The 18346-nt window shown below is 37.0% G+C and carries 13 protein-coding genes and 1 pseudogene; 7 read left to right on the forward strand and 7 right to left on the reverse strand.

Annotated features, from left to right (window positions below; all coding sequences use genetic code 11):
- Positions 1-401: 401 nt before the first annotated feature.
- From AC1D0Y_RS17965 to AC1D0Y_RS17975, 3 genes are all read right to left on the reverse strand, one after another.
- Positions 402-1442: a C40 family peptidase gene (locus AC1D0Y_RS17965; protein WP_477707830.1), complete on the reverse strand. Its 1041-nt coding sequence runs from the start codon at positions 1440-1442 to the stop codon at positions 402-404.
- Positions 1443-1739: 297 nt separating this feature from the next.
- Positions 1740-4370 carry a DEAD/DEAH box helicase gene (locus tag AC1D0Y_RS17970; RefSeq protein ID WP_477707831.1) on the reverse strand — a complete coding sequence of 877 codons (2631 nt, stop codon included), beginning with the start codon at positions 4368-4370 and terminating at the stop codon, positions 1740-1742.
- On the reverse strand, positions 4363-5925 hold the full coding sequence (locus AC1D0Y_RS17975; protein ID WP_028409688.1) for a hypothetical protein: 1563 nt from the start codon (positions 5923-5925) through the stop codon (positions 4363-4365). Before AC1D0Y_RS17975 ends, AC1D0Y_RS17970 begins: the two co-directional genes overlap by 8 nt.
- 241 nt (positions 5926-6166) lie before the next feature.
- Here AC1D0Y_RS17975 and galU point away from each other — a divergent pair, with 241 nt between their 5' ends.
- The 3 genes from galU (at position 6167) to AC1D0Y_RS17990 (ending at position 9354) form a co-directional block, all read left to right on the forward strand.
- On the forward strand, positions 6167-7051 hold the full coding sequence (galU, locus tag AC1D0Y_RS17980) for a UTP--glucose-1-phosphate uridylyltransferase GalU (RefSeq protein ID WP_050690865.1): 885 nt from the start codon (positions 6167-6169) through the stop codon (positions 7049-7051).
- A gap of 245 nt (positions 7052-7296) precedes the next feature.
- Positions 7297-8580, forward strand: a complete 1284-nt coding sequence (locus AC1D0Y_RS17985; RefSeq protein WP_013059780.1) for a nucleotide sugar dehydrogenase — start codon at positions 7297-7299, stop codon at positions 8578-8580.
- A 66-nt stretch (positions 8581-8646) separates the two neighbouring features.
- Complete coding sequence (locus tag AC1D0Y_RS17990) at positions 8647-9354, forward strand: WecB/TagA/CpsF family glycosyltransferase (RefSeq protein ID WP_098967000.1); 708 nt, start codon at positions 8647-8649, stop codon at positions 9352-9354.
- Positions 9355-9390: 36 nt separating this feature from the next.
- On the opposite strand, the gene AC1D0Y_RS17995 is transcribed toward AC1D0Y_RS17990, so the two are convergent.
- The gene (locus tag AC1D0Y_RS17995; RefSeq protein WP_013085445.1) at positions 9391-10920 is read right to left on the reverse strand and encodes a flotillin family protein; all 1530 of its coding nucleotides are present in this window, start codon (positions 10918-10920) and stop codon (positions 9391-9393) included.
- 20 nt (positions 10921-10940) lie between these two features.
- Positions 10941-11474: an NfeD family membrane protein gene (locus AC1D0Y_RS18000; protein ID WP_098249421.1), complete on the reverse strand. Its 534-nt coding sequence runs from the start codon at positions 11472-11474 to the stop codon at positions 10941-10943.
- A gap of 630 nt (positions 11475-12104) precedes the next feature.
- Here AC1D0Y_RS18000 and AC1D0Y_RS18005 point away from each other — a divergent pair.
- Complete coding sequence (locus tag AC1D0Y_RS18005; RefSeq protein WP_013059776.1) at positions 12105-13157, forward strand: glycosyltransferase family 4 protein; 1053 nt, start codon at positions 12105-12107, stop codon at positions 13155-13157.
- 38 nt (positions 13158-13195) lie between these two features.
- Here AC1D0Y_RS18005 and AC1D0Y_RS18010 read toward each other — a convergent pair whose 3' ends face one another.
- Positions 13196-14194, reverse strand: coding sequence for an LCP family protein (locus tag AC1D0Y_RS18010; RefSeq protein WP_060745864.1), 999 nt, complete (start codon positions 14192-14194; stop codon positions 13196-13198).
- A gap of 196 nt (positions 14195-14390) precedes the next feature.
- Positions 14391-15026 carry a YigZ family protein gene (locus tag AC1D0Y_RS18015; RefSeq protein WP_060745863.1) on the reverse strand — a complete coding sequence of 212 codons (636 nt, stop codon included), beginning with the start codon at positions 15024-15026 and terminating at the stop codon, positions 14391-14393.
- A gap of 439 nt (positions 15027-15465) precedes the next feature.
- Here AC1D0Y_RS18015 and AC1D0Y_RS18020 point away from each other — a divergent pair, with 439 nt between their 5' ends.
- The 3 genes and pseudogenes from AC1D0Y_RS18020 to fliS all read left to right on the forward strand — a co-directional run bounded on the left by AC1D0Y_RS18020 (position 15466) and on the right by fliS (position 18229).
- Entirely contained in the window at positions 15466-16614 is a 1149-nt protein-coding gene (locus tag AC1D0Y_RS18020; protein ID WP_028409683.1) for a sensor histidine kinase, read from the forward strand.
- A 77-nt stretch (positions 16615-16691) separates the two neighbouring features.
- Positions 16692-17375, forward strand: coding sequence for a response regulator (locus AC1D0Y_RS18025; protein WP_013059772.1), 684 nt, complete (start codon positions 16692-16694; stop codon positions 17373-17375).
- A gap of 422 nt (positions 17376-17797) precedes the next feature.
- Positions 17798-18229, forward strand: a pseudogene (gene fliS, locus AC1D0Y_RS18030) (flagellar export chaperone FliS).
- Positions 18230-18346 lie beyond the last annotated feature (117 nt).

The following is an 18346-nucleotide window of genomic DNA, read 5'->3' on the forward strand; positions in this document are numbered from 1 at the left end:
AATTAAAGTATTTACTATCCCCGAACTATTCCTCTATTTCAGCCGTTAAATCATTTAACGGTTTTTTTCTGTATATAAGAGATTGAGACGTGACTGAATTAATGCAATCTAAAGACAAACAAATGGGATGAGCTAGTATAGGTCACTTGTTACACGACTGTTGATTTCCGTGCAAGACTTCGCTTTTCGAAGACGGCCGATGAGCCTCCTCGTCACTTGCGTACGGTCTCATCTATTCTGCTTTTCTTGCAGGAGTCTTCGCTTTGCCCTCCGCTCAACAGCTAGAAAACCTACGTCCACCCTACCAATGAAAAGATCCGAACGAGTTTAATTCTTCATCAAGAATCAAACTCGTTCGGATCTTCCTTTAACTAACATAATTTTGTTTCAGCTTCTATCAATTATTTAGAAAATCTTTTTGCACCTAAGTAGCGCTTGCTCCAGTAGCTGTTATCTAGGCTTGCAATGGTTACACCCGTAGAAGATCCAGCATGAATAAATTGACGATTACCAAGGTAAATGCCCATATGTGTAGGACCGCTAGAATATGTATTAAAAAACACTAAGTCTCCAGGCTGTGGATTACTGACAGGTGTTGATACACTCCAATAACCAGCCGTCGTATAGCGCGTTGTAGAAATTTGTTGTTTCGTTACGTAATAAATGAATCCGCTGCAGTCAAAACCAGAAGGAGTCGTGCCACCCCATTTGTAAGGAACACCTATATAACGTTTTGCATCTGAAATCATTTGCGATACATTTAATGTTCCGTTAGAAGTTGAAGGTGTGGATGTACTTGGTTTTGTTGTTGGCGTAGTTGTTTGGCTGCTTTTTGATACCTTTAATTGTTGATTTACATAAATCGTATTAGACGTTAATCCGTTTATTTGTTTTAGCTCACTGACGCTCATGTGAAATGTCGAAGCTATTTTAGATAAGCTATCTCCACGCTGAACTTTGTAAGTTCCGTTTGCATCCTTAGAAGGAGTTTCTGCTGGTTTACTCGTAGTTGGAGTCGATGCGCTATTGCTTCCATTTACTTTTAACGTTTGGTTAATATAAATAATGTTAGAAGAAAGAGCGTTCAAACGTTTTAATTCTTCTACGCTCATATTAAAACGAGTAGCAACTTTCCAAAGGGTATCGCCGCTTTGAACTTTATAGGTCGAACCAGTAGCTGAAGGCTTTTCTTCCTTATTAGATGGTTGAGAGGTTGAAGCAGAAGGAATCGATAACGTTTGTCCTATGTGAATTGTATTTGAAGATAACTTATTTACGCTTTTTAAAACGTCTACCGTTGTATGGTATTTGGTAGATAATGACCAAAGTGTATCTCCAGCTTTCACTTGAACAGTTGAAGCAGATGCTTCAGCTGAAGCTTGATATAAAAATGTCCCGCCAACAATGGCGCCTAGAGATAAAGCGAGCTGCCTTTTTTTCATTAATAAATCCCCCTAATTATGTAAATGTTTCGTGTTTATTTTTCCAATATGTCTATTAAATTACAAAAATATTATATGTATAAATATGCTGGAATTTAAAGAGAAAGTAAAGGGTCTTTTTCGCTATAAAAATACCTTTTTATTCAAAAAACGCTATTTATTGCGCTTTTTGTATCTTTATCAGTAGCTGGATAATGATTTACACTTATTTTTTTGTGTCGAATGATCTAATAAAAAAAGAGGACAAGTAAAAAAGTCCTCTTTTTAGTAACGCTGTAACACATTTTATAATTTTTCTTATTCATTTCTGTATGCAAGAAGCTCTTGTAGTTCGTTATTAGAAAGTTCTGTTACCCATTGATCTCCTTGGATGAGTTCATTGTTTAGATGTTGTTTCTGATTGATCACTTCATCAATTTTTTCTTCAATCGTTCCTCTTGTAATAAACTTATGAACATGAACAAATTTATTCTGCCCAATTCGATGGGCACGATCGGTTGCTTGGTTTTCAACGGCTGGGTTCCACCATCGGTCAAAATGAATAACGTGATTTGCAGCTGTTAAATTCAATCCAGTTCCACCTGCGCGAAGAGAAAGGATAAAGATGGCTTTTTTCCTTGCTTGAAATTGAGCAACCATTTCATCTCTTTGTTCTTTCGACAAACTTCCGTGAAGGAATAAAACCGGCTCGTTAATTTCTTTTTCTAAGGTTCTTTGCAGCATGAGTCCTGTTTCAATATACTGAGTAAAAATTAAACAGCTTTCTTGCTGTGTGCGAATGCTCTCTACGAGTTCAATAATTTTTTCACTTTTATGAGATCGCCGTACCGTTTGTTTAGCTGCACTTTCCTTTAAGTACAAAGCTGGATGATTGCATAATAATTTTAGCTTATTTAGTGTTTGCAAAATCATGCCTTTTCGTTCAAATCCTGTTTTTTCCTCTGTTTCTTGAAGCATTCCTTGAACTAGCTCCTGGTAAAGTGAAGCTTGTTCCGCTGTCAGCGGAATATATTCTTTTTGTTCTTGTTTATCAGGCAGTGAGCGGGCGATGTTTTTATCTTGTTTTGTTCTTCTCAATAAGAAAGGCTGAATGAGTGCTTTAAGCTCAACAGTTCGTTCAGGTTTCTCGCCTTTTTCAATGCCTGCTACAAATCGGTTTTTAAATGAATTGATTGTTCCTAAGTAACCAGGATTGATGAATTCAAATAATGACCATAGTTCCAGCAGACGGTTTTCAATTGGAGTTCCAGTAAGCGCAATTTTGTGTCTTCCTTGCAGCTGACGGATGGCTCTCGCCTGTTTAGTCTGCGGGTTTTTAACATGTTGGGCTTCGTCTAAGGAAATGCTGTTCCATATAAACCCTTTCAACAATTCGACATCCAAAAGAGCAACTTGATAAGTCGTGATCACAACGTCAGTACTTTCACATATCTTCTCAAATGCATATCCGCTGGTTCTTTTCGGCCCGTAATGAACATGAACACGAAGAGAAGGGGCAAATTTCTGTAATTCTTTTTCCCAGTTTCCAATTAAAGACGTTGGGCAAATGATAAGAGAAGGAGAGCTATGTAACTGATGAATATTTGTTAAATAACTAATTAATTGAATGGTTTTACCTAGCCCCATGTCATCTGCTAGACATCCTCCTAAGTTAAACTTTCTCAAAAACATGAGCCAATTCAAACCTTGCTGCTGATAAGGTCTTAATGCACCTTTGAATTCAGAGGAAGGCAGCACTTCCGGCAGCCGTTCTAAATCCGTTAAGGATGTAATAAATGATTGAAAGGAAGCGGGGAGTTGGAACTCAACTTTTACCTCTTCTTCATCGGTTTTACTGTCTGCCATGTAGGTTAGCTTCGTTTTTAAAATTTCATGAATTGAGACGCCTTTTTTACTAGCTTCTTTAACAATTTTCTGCGCTTGTTTAATTAATCTAGAATCCAGTCGAATCCACTGTCCGTTAATAGATAATAATCGGCGTTTTTGTTCGACTAATTTCCGAAACTCTTCTTCTGAGAAAGTTTGATCGCCAATAGAAAATGACCAGCGGAAGCTGCTGATAGCTTGTTTACCAAACAACGCAGATGAAGTATTTTCTATAGCGCCAGATACTTTGATGGTGGCTTTTTTTAATGATTCCCACCAGCTTGGCAAATGGATAGAGACACCTTGTTTAATCAATGCTGCACTATCTTGAGTTAGAAATTCCCATACTTCCTCATCTGTTAGAACAGACTGAATAAACGCTCCTTTTTGGTATAAAGTAGGAGCCAATGCTTTCCATCGTTCGTGTTCGTAAGCGATATATGATTCGTAGTGATTCCACTCTTTAGGAAGCGTTCTTCCCAGTATAAAAGGTTCTTTGGCTTCATCGTGGGGAATCACGAATGTTTCAGCCATCCATACATCTCCATCGGTCGCTGGTTCTACAATACGCAACGAAAGGTCAAAGGGAGGATTATAGCTCTCGCCTTCTATGCTTATTAAAAAGTCCTTTCCTTCTTTTTTTAGTAGGCTCTCTTTAATTTGTGCTCGCCACTCTTGCTCATCAGCTTGTGAAAGCGATCCAGTCATTTGTTTTTTTAGAGGAAGAGAATGAAATTTCCCTTGGATAATCCTCTTTGTCATATCGACTGCAATTTGCTGATAAGCTTCCGCTGAAGCGGACAAAGCCGGTTTCAACACATGCTGTTGAATAGGTGATTGTATGAAAGTGAACATTTGCCATGCAGAAAGAAGAATTCCTTTTTTTCCATTAATCTCAACCTGTGTGGCTTCGCTTCCGTAATAGGTCTGTTCATGCCATAGAAACAGCGCATCTTTCCATGTATCAGGGAGCAAAATTTGGCCGCTAGGTGATACACAGTAGAGAAAAAAGTCACCGTGTACAGGTTCGACTTCAAGTGTTAAATGAAACAAATCAAACATTCAGTAAATCTCCTTTTTCTAATAGTTGTTGAAACGCGCGCTGTTTCTTCGTTTTTATCGCTAATTCTTCCATATAATGTTCCCATAGTAGAGAGCGATTCATTTGTAGATAAAGTCTCTTTAATTCTTGTAAGTAGATATAGGCTTCTTGATAACTGCTTTTCTTTTTTTCATAAATCAGCTTTGAGATCATTTGATGATAAAGAGGAATAACCAGCTTTTCATCTTTTTGTTTTAAGGCTTCTATCGTTTGCTCGTCATATTTGATACTGTCATATTGAAGAAGCACCTGTAATTCAACCCACTTTTTCAATTGGTCAGAAGCATATAGAAAATCACTGTATTCAATAAAACTATAGGGAAGTAACGTTTGCAATGCTTCAGTATACAAAGTTTGATCGTTCGTTAAGTCTTTATAGTGCTGAAATAAATTTACAATCATGGAGACCATGTTTCGGCTTCCTTGATAAGTAGTCGGAACGGTGCGTACGTAATCTCCTATATAGGTCATTATATAAGAGCCCCACTGAGCAAAGCGGTCAGTTTCTTTTTCATGCAATAAATCATTTAACCAAGGAATAAGATAGGGAATTGTTTGTAGGGTTTCATCGCTCAAACGTTCTTTTGCTTCCCCATCTTTTTCTTGAAGGAATAAAAGATAGGAAAGAGCTGTATTGTTTATAAAAGAACCGTACTTAGCTTTTAATTTGCTTTCCTCAGTTTTTCGCCACTTTTCTAACGTGAAAATTTTTTGCCAAATAACGCGATAAATCTCCATACGTTCATATTGTAAAGGCATATCTTTATGCAATAATTCTCGGATGTATGGAATGCTGTCCTCTATAATAGATAATGCATCTCCATCGTATTTCATTTGCTTTAATGAATCAGCGGTAGCATAAATTTCATTTGTTATTTTGTAGACGTGACTATATACGAATGATTCCTCGATGTTAGTAGAAAGCTGATGTGCCTGTAATTGAGCTGATAGTTTATAGAATGTATGAACTGCTCCATACATACAAAATAAAGCATAAAGCAATGGGTGCTCAGGAGCCTTTTTCACTAAAGCACGGTAATAGTACTGATAATATTCATGATAAATGGAACGGTCATTTTCGTTCCGCCCCTGCATAAAAAGCGTATACTGCTTCTCAAAAGTTTGTCTCCACTCTTGAAAAGTTGCCTTCGGCTTTTTTAACACTTGTTTGGCAGATAGCATAGTCAAAGCTGCTTTTTCATGGTTTCGCCATTCTTTGAATAGGGGCGCAAGCGGTTCTATTAATGAATACATATAAAAAAACGCTGCAAAGCAGTGTTCACAAAATCCGTTATGCTGACAAGAACAGGTACTTTCAGGGAGCAGCTGCTTGTTTAGTTCCACATAAAACGAATCGATTTTAATGTTTAATATCTGTTCGTCATTGTGCAAAATGAAGAATGAATGGGTACGGTAAAGGTCTAGTCCTGCTTGGGCATTCGTGCGATAGCGTGCATCACTGTACGGGAAATGATGTATAAATTGGTGCTGTAAGTGATCTGAAAACGAACTCATAATCCCATTCCTTTCTATACATAAGTGGAGCATAAAATTATATTTATAAGTGATTAATTTTCTTTTCATTATAAATGATAAAAATAGAATTATACAAAATCTTTTGTTATGATAAAGCAGAATCCAATATGACTCTTTATAAAAAGAAATGGATTCCACATGACTTTGTGTACATACTCAATCGCAGACTTACTATACTATAACCAATAAGCACGATTGACATTGACAGGAGGAAAAGTAAGTGAAAATTCGTAAAGCTATTATTCCAGCAGCTGGATTAGGGACACGCTTTTTGCCAGCTACAAAAGCACAGCCTAAAGAAATGCTGCCAATTGTAGATAAACCAACGATTCAATACATTGTGGAAGAAGCAGTAGCATCAGGTATTGAAGATATTTTAATTGTAAGCGGTCGCGGAAAACGAGCAATCGAAGACCATTTTGATAAATCATATGAGTTAGAAGAAACATTAGCCGCAAAGGAAAAGTGGGACATGCTCGAAGAAGTGCAGGGGATTTCAAATTTGGCTAATGTTCACTACATTCGTCAAAAGGAACCTAAAGGATTAGGTCATGCCATTCACTGTGCAAGAAGTTTTATCGGAGATGAGCCTTTTGCTGTTATGCTAGGCGATGATGTAGTTCAATCAGAAACCCCTTGTTTGAAGCAGTTAATGGACGTATACGAAAAATATGAATGCGCTGTAGTTGGTGTACAGGAGGTTCCTAGGAAAGAAACTTCAAAGTACGGAATTGTAGGTCCTAAAGGAGAGCCTCTTGAAAAAGGATTACTAGACGTAGAAACGCTCGTTGAAAAACCGAATCCAGAAGAGGCTCCTTCAGGCTATGCAATTATGGGGCGCTATATTTTAACACCGGAAATTTTTGATATCTTAAGCAGAGAAGAGATTGGCGCAGGAGGAGAAATTCAATTAACAGATGCTATTTTACGTCTGAATGAATTCCAACGTGTTCTTGCTTATTATTTCGAAGGAAAACGTTATGATGTTGGAGATAAATTTGGATTCATTAAAGCAACAATTGATTTAGCTCTGCAAAGAGAACCACTGCGAGAAGAGTTAGTGAGCTATTTTAGAGAAATTGTCGAAAAACAAGGGCATATGTAAAATATATTTACTAAGGGAACTATTGGGAATCAAGGAGATTTTCAATAGTTCTTTTGGGTTAGGGCTCGTTGTACAAAAGATGGTTATATCGTTTATTGATGAATTCTCATAAAATGTTACATAATAATAAGTAAAAGAAATTATTTCATGTTTTTATATAAACGCTATCATGAAATGACATTTTTCGATATAATATCAGATAGGTTTTATTTATTAAGCATGTCATATAAAGGAGATTTTCTGCAATGACAAAGAAATTGTGTGTAGTTGGTTTAGGATATATAGGTTTACCGACAGCTGTTATGTTTGCCAATCACGGCTTATATGTACATGGTGTCGACGTAAATGAAAAAGCAGTAGAATTAATTAAAAATAAGCAACTTCATATAGAAGAAAACGGCTTACAAGAACGTTTAGAATCAGCAGTTGACAACGGACACTTCACGGTAGGCACAACGGCTGAAGAGGCGGATATTTTTATTATTGCTGTACCATCACCAATTAATGAAGATAAAACGGCAAACTTGAACTATGTTCGAGAAGCGACAAAATCGATTGTTCCTTACGTTCGTAAAGGAAATTTAGTAATTTTAGAATCCACAGTTCCTCCGCGTACAGTAGAAGACGTTATGCTACCTGTGCTAAAAGAAACTGGTTTAGAATTAGGCAGTGAGTTATTTGTTTCTCATTCACCTGAACGCGTTATTCCAGGAAAAGTATTTGAGGAATTAGTAAATAATGACCGTATTGTCGGTGGTATTAACGAAGAGTCTAGTCGTTTGACTGTTGAGCTTTATAAAACATTTGTAAAAGGAAATATTCACGTAACGGATGCTACAACAGCTGAAATGGTGAAAGTAATCGAAAACACATATCGTGATGTGAACATTGCGTTTGCAAATGAGCTGGCAAAAATCAGTGAAAAAATTGGTGTAAATGCGTGGGAAGCGATTAAGTTAGCGAACTATCATCCGCGTGTAAACATTCATTTACCAGGTCCTGGTGTAGGCGGCCACTGTATTGCTGTTGACCCTTGGTTCTTAACGGAGCTTCAGCCAGAACTGGCAAAAATTATTTCTCTTTCTCGTCATACAAATGATTCAATGCCTGAATATACAGCATTGAAAACGAAAAGCCTACTAGATGAAAAGGGCATTCAACATGGACGTGTAGCTGTTTTAGGTTTAGCTTTTAAAGGAAATATTGACGATATGCGTGAAAGTCCATCAACAGATGTACTTCATCATTTAGAAAAGCTGGGCGTTGATTACACAGCATTTGATCCTCATATCAAAGAGAATAAGATCGAGCGTCAGACGCAAAGTTTGGATGAAGCTGTTGCACATGCGGATGTGATTCTTATTTTAACAGATCATAATGAGTTCAAAGAGCTTCTTCCATCAGCTGTTGAAAATCACATGCGTACAAAAGTTATTTTTGATACGAAAAACTGCATTCAGCGTGATCAATGGAAAGCAGCAGGCTTTGACGTAGTGTTACTTGGTGATTCAAAAGTTTCTACTTTATAAAAAGACGGGCTGAACAGCCTGTCTTTCGTTTGTAAAAAACTAAAAAATCAACATACGGGTGATTTAATGAAGGAAAACATCTTAGGAATAGACGTTTGTAGCGACACGTACGATGAGCTAGCGGTAAAGTTACTTCAGGATATAGATAAAGGCCGAAAATCATTTATTGTAGCAATCAACCCTGAAAAAATTATGAAAGCACAAGAAGACAGGGAATTAAAGTCACTATTAAATCAAGCGACTTATCAAATTCCAGATGGAATCGGTGTGATTTTAGCTTCAAAGCTCAAAAAAGGACGTATTCGTGAGCGTGTAACGGGTATTGATATGATGCTGAAGCTGTGTAAAGAAGCAACGAATAACGGTAAAAGAATTTTTTTATACGGAGCCAAGCCTGGAATTGCAGATGAAGCCAAAGCTAAGTTGGAAGAGATGTTTCCAGGGATTTTAATTGTTGGAACATTAAATGGCTATGAAAAAAATGAAGAAGTCATTGAACGTACGATTAATGATTCAGGAGCAGAAATTGTTTTTGTGGCTTTAGGCAGTCCAGCCCAAGAAAATTGGATTATTGCTCATAAAGAGAAACTTAATCCTTCTGTTTATCAAGGCGTAGGGGGCTCGTTCGATGTTATTTCAGGACGATTGAACCGAGCACCTGCTTTTTTTCAAAAGTTTGGTTTAGAGTGGCTTTATCGACTGTTAAAAGAACCATGGAGATGGAAGCGTCAGTTAGAATTACCTAGGTTTCTTCTTCGAGTGTTAAGAGGTTAAAAAAGCATGCGGATATAATCCGCATGCTTTTTATTTTTAGATATCTTCTTTCTTGTTTTGCTGCTTGATTTCATCCGTTAGTTCGTGCAAGCTTTGTCGCACATTTCCTTTTCCGGAAAAGTTTTCAATCAATTCCTTCACATCTATACCTGAGGATGCTTTCAGCGATTCTTGAAGAGAAGACATTAAGTTCGTTGCATAGCCAGTCACTTTATTAGCTCCGCTGTTTTCACCGTTGCTTCCTGTATCCACAACCGTAATTTTGTCGATATTTGCTAAAGGACTTGCAACTTGTTTTGCATATTCAGGAAGCATCTTGATAATCATATCTAAAATAGCCGCTTGACCGAACTGCTCGAATGCTTCAGCTACTTTTTGTTTAGCTTCAGCTTCAGCTAAACCTTTTAAGCGGATAATCTCAGCTTCGGATTCACCTTGGGCACGCTGAGCTTCAGCCTTTGCTAAACCATCAATTCGAACGCGTTCAGCTTCAGCTTTAGCCATTGCTTCAATCCGATATTTATTGGCGTCTGCTTCAGCAAGCTGTTTTGCTTTTTCAGCTTCTGCGGATTGCTCAACAGAGTAACGATCTGCATCTGCTTTCTTTTTTACTTCAGAATCGTATTGACGCTCACGACGAAGAATTTCTTTTTCTTCTAATTCAATTTGTTTCTGACGTTCAATGATGCGGATTTGCATTTCTTGTTCTGTTACATCTTGTTTCGCGCGAGCTGTTTCTAGATCATATGCTTGGTCAGCACGAGCTTTGGCAATATCTTGTTCGCGACGATATTCAGCGGTTTTTAACTGATTCATCTTTTCAGCTTCCGCAATTTCTGTATTTCGCTCAAGCTCCGCTTTTTGGGCATCTTTATGAGCCTCAGCACGCTTGATTCGTGTTTCTTTTTCAGCTTCAGCTGTTGCGATGTCAGCATCTCGCTTAACTTGAGCAATACGAGGTTTCCCTAGAGATTCTAGATAGCCGTTCTTATCCCGAACGTCTTTAATTGTAAACGATACAATAATTAAGCCCATTTTAGCCAGATCTTGTGAAGCAACGCGCTGTACTTCTTGAGAGAATTTTTCACGGTTTTTATAAATTTCTTCTACCGTCATAGAACCAAGAATCGAGCGAAGGTGACCTTCTAAGACTTCTCTAGCTTCGGTTTCACGGTCTTCTTTTGCTTTGCCTAAAAACTGCTCAGCGGCCGTGGCAATTTCTGAAATAGAACCTCCAATTTTAATGATTGATACCCCATCAGCCATAACAGGAACACCTTGTTCTGTATATACTTCAGGTGTAGATACTTCCAGTTTGCTTGACAGCAAGCTCAGAGGCTCAGCCTGCTGAAAAACTGGCAGCACAAACGTACCGCCGCCGCGAACAATTTTAATGCGGTTTCCGGATTCATCAACGTGCACGTTTTTATTTCCCAGATAGCTTCCTGTTACAATTAAGGCTTCATCTGGACCTGCTGTACGGTATTTTGTAATAAATACGGCAATCAGCGCAATTAATAAAAAAACAACAATTCCAACGACAACTAATATAGGTGTTGAAAACATAAAACTCCCCCTAATACTATTTATAATGAGTGATTGGTCATAACTTCTTCATAAATCACAACGAGTGCGTTGCCCTTTTGTATATCTACAACAAGCACTTTGCTGCCTAAAGGTATAGCAGTGTTTTTAAAGCTGACAGCGGGTTTGGAGATAGTGCCGCTAACCCCTTCGATAAATACTTCTCCATAACCATCTGCAGGAACGGAAGTAATAATAGTACCAAGTCTTCCTTTTAACGAATCTTCAGTAAAAGCAAGAGATTCTTCAGCCGATGATAAAGGAATTAATACAAAAACGTTGAGCAAAATAACGAGTAGAAGGGCAATAAGAGCGGAAATTGAAATAATCCAATAATTTTGCAATGACGTATAGGCGAACAAATATCCACTGGCACTAAAGAATGTTAAAAAAGAAAAAAGAAGAGTGGGGTTAAAAAAAGGTATCGCTTCAGATAATCCATCTAACAAATCGCTAAATAAAATGTATAAGAAGGTAAGACTTCCGCAGATGATTAATCCATACAAATACACTGTTTGAACAGATAGGCCGAACATAGTTCATTCAACACCCCCTTTATGTAAGATAATTGATGCTGTTTCTACTATGTATTACGAACCGTATTGAAAAAAAGTTTCATTTTTTTGATAAAATTCCTTTTTTTGTTTAATTTCATCTCTATCCATTTCACTATATTTTAACTTTTAAATGATATAAGATAAGGACAACGATTCAGTGAATGTGGTTTGAAGTAGTGGACATAGATAGGTCAAAAGCTTGTTCATATAATGAGTGGGGCCATGTGAAATAAAAATAAAGGTTTAAATATGCTTAATAAAAAGGAAAAAGAGTTAGAGATGACGAATAAATTAGACGAAAAGGGGGGAGTTCGCTTATATTTTAATAAAGTATAGTAAAGAAAATGTTCTACATAAAATAACCACATAAGAATAAAGTAAATCAGCTGTTTATACACCAAAAAATACAGTTCTTTTCTATTGATAGTTTGTAAATGTGCTAATTTTTGAGAATAAATTTCTATTTAAGTAGTAGAATCATTGTGATATAATCCATTTTGGGAATAAGTAAGTAATTATTGTGATACGCAATTTGAAATACTATCCAATTATATAAAGTTGGATACATTTTTTATGGTTTTGGTTAACATAAACCTGAGGAGGGTCTCCATGCTATATTTGACCTTGTTTATTTGTTTTATTACATCTATTCTGATCACTCCGCTGGTTAAGAAGCTGGCGTTTAAAATAGGTGCAACGGATAAACCAAATCAACGAAAAGTTCATCAAAAAATTATGCCTCGCCTTGGAGGTTTGGCGATATTTTTTAGTTTTCTTATTGGATACCTCGTTTTACAGCCTGACAGTAAATATGCGCTGCCGATTTTAATCGGAAGCATCATTATCATCATTACCGGTGTCTTAGATGATATGATTGAGCTATCCGCTAAAATCAAATTAGGCGGTCAGCTAGTAGCGACATTAATTGTTGTTGTATACGGCGGAGTCCAAATTGACTTCATTAACTTGCCGTTTGGCGGAAAATTAGAATTCGGAATGTTAAGTATTCCAATTACGGTATTATGGATTGTAGGAATTACCAATGCTATTAATTTAATTGATGGATTGGATGGATTAGCTGCCGGCGTTTCCTCTATTGTATTGATTACCATCTCGGGTATGGCTATTATGATGGGCAATGTGTTTGTGACAAGCATGGGTTTCATCGTATTGGGAAGTACGCTCGGATTTTTGTTTTACAACTTTCACCCCGCTAAGATTTTTATGGGCGATACAGGAGCACTATTTTTAGGCTATATGATTTCTGTATTGTCTCTGTTAGGATTTAAAAATGTAGCGGTTATTTCCTTCATTGTTCCAGTTATTATTTTAGGAGTGCCAATTTCAGATACGTTCTTTGCTATTATTCGCCGAATCGTAAAAAATCAACCGCTATCGGCTCCCGATAAATCCCATTTGCATCATTGCTTGTTGCGCTTAGGGTACAGCCATAGACAAACGGTTTTAATTATTTATGGAATGAGTGCGATATTTGGTTTAGCGGCAGTTATCTTCTCAAAGGTACAAACAATGTGGGGGTCTTTTCTTGTACTAGCTATCCTCCTTGTAGCGATTGAAATTATCGTCGAAAAGATAGGACTAGTTGATAAGACATATAGGCCAATTCTCAACATGGTTCGTGGGCTTCGTTTAAAAAATTAATTAAAAAGACCTCTTGGATATCCAAGAGGTCTTTTTAATTATTCTGTTGTATCTGAAGTTGATTCAATGCCTAAATGCTTGCGGAGCTTTTCACTTACTTTTTCCACCGAATCATTATCTAGTTTGAAGTAGTAAACGCCGTTAATTTTTTCATCGCTGCCGTCTAAGTTAATGGTTTCGATGTCTACTTTTTTCGAAGCATAATCATAAAATGAAAGCATTTCACCGAACATTAAATTCGTTTTCATATTATCGCCAACAGCTTCGATAAGATTGCCATATTTATTTAGTGATCCAATGGAAGCAGCTTTTTTAATCATGGCTTCAATCAACTGCTGTTGTCTTTTTCCTCGCTCAATATCGTTGTCTTGTTTTCGTGTTCGAGCAACAGCTAACGCTTCTTCGCCATTTAAATGTTGATTTCCTGGTTTTAAGACAATGGCATTATGACGATCTTTTGAGTCCTTTTCACTCATCGCATAAGGTACATCAAAATCGATTCCTCCAAGTGAGTCTACAATGTCTGTGAAAGCTTTAAAATTCACTTTAACATAGTAATCAACAGGAACATTAAACAGCTGTTCTACCGTTTCTACAGTTGCTTTTGGACCTCCGTAAGCATGCGCATGAGTAATTTTATCTTTTTTGTTCACTTCAGGTATATAAACCCGCGAATCTCGAGGTATGCTTACAAGCTTTACGGTTTTATTTGTTTCGTTAAAGGTCGCCAAGATTAAAGCATCTGTACGGGCTGAATTTCCGAATTTCCTGGTTTCACTATCATCTACGCCCATAAATAAAATGGATATATCATCTTTTTTGGGATCGATTTTACGATCACGCATAGGAGAATTATCGCGATCTCCGAGTCCTTCATAAGAATCAGAAGCTACTGTTTTAGCTTTAACAAATAAATAAGAGCCATAAGCGGTTGCAGAAAGCCCTAAAATAAGGATAGGTAACAGAAAAAATGTAAAAAGCCTTCGTTTTCTTTTCCGTTTGTTTACTCTTTTTTGAAAACGTCTATATTGAGCCATACGGTTTCTCCTTTTATTCGTATATTCGAACACTTATTGTGACACTTAGTATGTGTTATAAATTGGAATGTATGAATCAAACTCGTCAAAGCTATGCATCTGTACGAGGTTTTTTACTCATTGACAAGTAGCGCAACCATCAGAATAGTTGCGCTATTTATCAATTGTACAATGTTTTTTAATGAGAGTAAATAATTCATTCTACATCTTCTTCTAAATAGGTCGTCTCACCTGCTCGAATATCTGCTTGGCCGTTTGTTAGCTCGGTCATCCATTCAGTAAATGCTTCTGTTTGAGCTTCCTCTGCAAATGTTTCAATCTCTACCATATCTGCGTAGTGGATTTCTTTTAATAGATAAACAGAACTGCGAAGCTCATTTTCTAATTTTCCAAGCCATGTATAGTCGACGGTTGTATGCATAACCGCCATGAGAGTTCGTTTGACTGTACCTATTTCATTTAACGCTTCGGAAACAGATTTCCCATATGCGCGCACCAAGCCACCTGCGCCCAATTTAATGCCTCCGAAATAGCGCGTAACGACGACCACCGTATCTTTTAAGCCTCTTTTTTTGAGCACTTCTAACATGGGTACGCCTGCTGTTCCACTTGGTTCTCCATCATCGTTTGCTTTTTGAAATTGATCTCGTTCTCCAATTAGGTAAGCTGAACAGTTATGAGTAGCATTCCAGTGCTGTTTTTTAATGTCTTGGATAAATTGCTGAGCTTCTTCCTCAGTTGTTACACGTTTCATATGACAAATGAATCTAGATTTTTGAATAGTGATTTCATGTGAACCTTCTTGTTTTACGGTATAATATTGTGATAACAATCAAAAAATCCTCCTTAGCGTTATAAATAGAAGAAAAACGGGTATTTACGTACTGTTTACTTGCTATTAGTATAAAATGTTTATGAAAAGACATCAATTAATCAAATTCAACATCACTTGAACAAGCTATACAGAATATACGTTATAATAAAAGAGTGTGCAGGCTTGTATAGCTAAATGATGAAATAGTCTAAACAGGCAGTTAGTCACTGTTGAATAGTGAGTGTAAATGGTAATCTATTCAAATAACGCGAGTCAAGCGTCGATTGATGTCGAGTTTGAGGGTACTAAAAACAACCGTTACTTTTTGGATATAAAAAGTCAGATAGGGAGAAAATATGGATCTTATCCTCACAATTCAGATAGGTCATACGAATACTATATATAGCATGAACGTATAGACATTTCTCCGAATGTGAGTATAGTTTGGGGTGAGTAAATGTCGAAACATAAATTAACAAGTAAGGCACTTGATGAAATTTTTGAGAAGATTATTGGCACAGTGGGAGATAGTAAAAATGAAGTCTATCGCCTTTCTGAAGATGCCAGACAAGAATATCAGCAAATTAAAGAAGAGTTAGAAGTGTTAAAAGGGAAAGTTCTTGAGACGATAGAGCAAGGCGATCAATTGGAAACTCAGGCAAGGTTGGCTCGAAAGCGTTTGTCTGATGTGAGCCGACATTTTCAAATTTATTCAGAGCCTGAAGTAAAAGACGCTTATGAAAAAGCACACGAATTACAAACCAAGCTGCTGATGAATCAGCAAAGCGAATATCAGCTGCGTAATCGTCGAGATGAACTAGAAAGACGCTTGCTTACATTGGAAGAAACGATTAAACGTGCAGATCACCTAGTAGGTCAAATTTCCGTTGTGTTAAATTATTTAACAAGTGATTTAAAACAAGTAGGGGAAATAGTAGAAGATGCCATTCAAAAAGAGTATTTCGGCTTTCGGATTATTGAAGCTCAGGAAGAGGAACGGAAACGTTTGTCAAGAGAGATTCATGACGGCCCAGCTCAAATGCTTGCAAATGTTATGATGAGATCGGAATTAATTGACCGAATTTACCGGGAACGTAGTGCAAAAGAAGCAATGGAAGAAATTCGAGATTTACGAAAAATGGTTCGTTCTGCCCTATACGAAGTGCGTCGAATTATATATGATTTAAGACCGATGGCACTTGACGACTTAGGTCTAATTCCGACGCTGCGTAAATATCTTGATACAATCGAAGATTATAACGAAGGCAAGCCTCGGATTACGTTTATTTCCATTGGACAAGAGAAGCGAACTGCTTCAAAATTAGAAGTAGCACTGTTTCGTCTAGTGCAAGAAGCTGTAACGAACGCATTAAAACATGCAGACGCGACAGAAATCCAAGTGAAGATAGAGTTCAACAATGAACACGCTATTTTGCTTGTCAAAGATGACGGCTGCGGTTTTAATCAAGAAGAGAAAAAAGAGAATTCGTTCGGCTTAATAGGAATGAAAGAGCGTGTTGATTTGTTAGATGGGACTATTTCTGTTCATTCGAAAATTAACCAAGGCACGCTTGTTATGATTAAAGTACCGATTATAGCCGCTTAAAAAGGCAGAGATATGTATATAAATAGGGGTCAGTATAGAGTAAAACATTTGTTGTTCGATTTGGGGAGGAATCAAACATGCAGACAAGAATTATCATAATCGACGATCACCAATTATTCCGTGAAGGAGTAAAAAGAATTTTAGATTTCGAAAAAGATTTTGAAGTAGTTGCAGAAGGTGACGACGGTAGCGAAGTTATTGACCTTGTAGAAGAACATCAACCTGATGTTGTAATTATGGATATTAACATGCCGGCTGTAAATGGTGTAGAAGCTACGAAAAAGCTTGTAGAAGTAAATCCGGACGCTAAAGTTATTATCTTATCTATCCATGATGATGAGACATATGTAACTCATGCCTTACAAACAGGTGCACGAGGCTATCTGCTAAAAGAAATGGATGCGGATGCGTTAATTGAGGCGGTGAAAGTAGTTGCAGAAGGTGGTTCATATTTACACCCTAAAGTAACACATAGTTTAGTAAAAGAGTACCGTCGATTAGCAGCTCAAGGACAATCGTCTTCTTATCCGCACGAACCAATTGAGATTCGCCGTCCACTACATTTGTTAACACGTCGTGAGTGCGAAGTGCTACAACTGTTAGCTGATGGTAAAAGTAACCGAGGAATCGGAGAAGCATTATATATTAGTGAAAAAACCGTTAAAAACCATGTAAGTAATATTTTACAAAAAATGAATGTAAATGATCGTACTCAAGCTGTTGTTGTGGCAATTAAAAACGGTTGGGTAGAAGTAAGGTAAGTCCAAAAGTCTGATATACCGCTAGGTATATCGGACTTTTTTTTTCTTTTTATAACTTTTTTTGAAATTGTGGGTAAAAAGTCATGTTTAATGAGAGAGGAAAACAACCGATAAGTTAAAGGTAGAAAATATCTTTTAGGAAGGCGAAGGGTGATACCTTTGCGTATTTACTCGTCCTTCAACTTCACTTAAGCAGAAAGGAAATCTTAAGGATTCTACAACCTTCGAAGAAAGCATCCATACCTCAAACCAACGTTCATCAAGTTGATGCATGCTCTTGTAAACGAAGGTCTTTAATACATTCAGATACATATGAGGCCGTAGAAGAATTTATTCGAACCTCAACTGGTGTCCTTTAAAAATTTAAAAGTTAGCTTTTAGTGAAATAAATAGAAAACGGATTTAAAGAAGACAAGAAGGTGATGAAGCTGAATTTTATAACGGAAGAATTAATCTATCATAAATCTCCGCAAGAGCTAACAGCTATGATGTATGAAAAATTTATTCAAAATATTGATGAAGCTGTTATAGCAATTCAACACAGCGATTATTTTATAGCGAATGAAAAAATTAAACAGTGCAACGATATTTTATATCGGCTAGGAATTGGCTTAACATATTAAGCAGGTATCATTGCAGAGCAGTTAGATACTCTTTACAACTATATGTCTGAGCGATTAATTATGGCTAATTTAAAAAAAGATACGTTTATTTTATGTGAAGTTCAACAAATGATGAAGAAGCTTTCTAACGTTTGGAATGAAGTATTAAAAGCAACGCCTAAAGTTACCTCTTCGCCCCGAAAAAACAAGCTGTCTTCTTATGAACAGCATATAAGTATCACTCTTAGCTAGAGGATAATCATTATATCCACGCATCGGATGCCTCTCTAAACTTTCACCTAATCAAGCTGGCGCATCTAAAAGTCTAAATTGAATGAAGTGTATACTAACAGAGAAAGGAGAGATACA

Source organism: Priestia sp. P1_B12_1, from assembly GCF_056406695.1.

Excerpts from the sequence above, each read along its gene's own strand:
- AC1D0Y_RS17965 (WP_477707830.1), bottom strand. The coding sequence starts at position 1,442 with ATGAAAAAAAGGCAGCTCGCTTTATCTCTAGGCGCCATTGTTGGCGGG.
- AC1D0Y_RS17970 (WP_477707831.1), bottom strand. The coding sequence starts at position 4,370 with ATGTTTGATTTGTTTCATTTAACACTTGAAGTCGAACCTGTACACGGT.
- AC1D0Y_RS17975 (WP_028409688.1), bottom strand. The coding sequence starts at position 5,925 with ATGAGTTCGTTTTCAGATCACTTACAGCACCAATTTATACATCATTTC.
- AC1D0Y_RS17985 (WP_013059780.1), top strand. The coding sequence starts at position 7,297 with ATGACAAAGAAATTGTGTGTAGTTGGTTTAGGATATATAGGTTTACCG.
- AC1D0Y_RS17990 (WP_098967000.1), top strand. The coding sequence starts at position 8,647 with ATGAAGGAAAACATCTTAGGAATAGACGTTTGTAGCGACACGTACGAT.
- AC1D0Y_RS17995 (WP_013085445.1), bottom strand. The coding sequence starts at position 10,920 with ATGTTTTCAACACCTATATTAGTTGTCGTTGGAATTGTTGTTTTTTTA.
- AC1D0Y_RS18000 (WP_098249421.1), bottom strand. The coding sequence starts at position 11,474 with ATGTTCGGCCTATCTGTTCAAACAGTGTATTTGTATGGATTAATCATC.
- AC1D0Y_RS18005 (WP_013059776.1), top strand. The coding sequence starts at position 12,105 with ATGCTATATTTGACCTTGTTTATTTGTTTTATTACATCTATTCTGATC.
- AC1D0Y_RS18010 (WP_060745864.1), bottom strand. The coding sequence starts at position 14,194 with ATGGCTCAATATAGACGTTTTCAAAAAAGAGTAAACAAACGGAAAAGA.
- AC1D0Y_RS18020 (WP_028409683.1), top strand. The coding sequence starts at position 15,466 with ATGTCGAAACATAAATTAACAAGTAAGGCACTTGATGAAATTTTTGAG.
- AC1D0Y_RS18025 (WP_013059772.1), top strand. The coding sequence starts at position 16,692 with ATGCAGACAAGAATTATCATAATCGACGATCACCAATTATTCCGTGAA.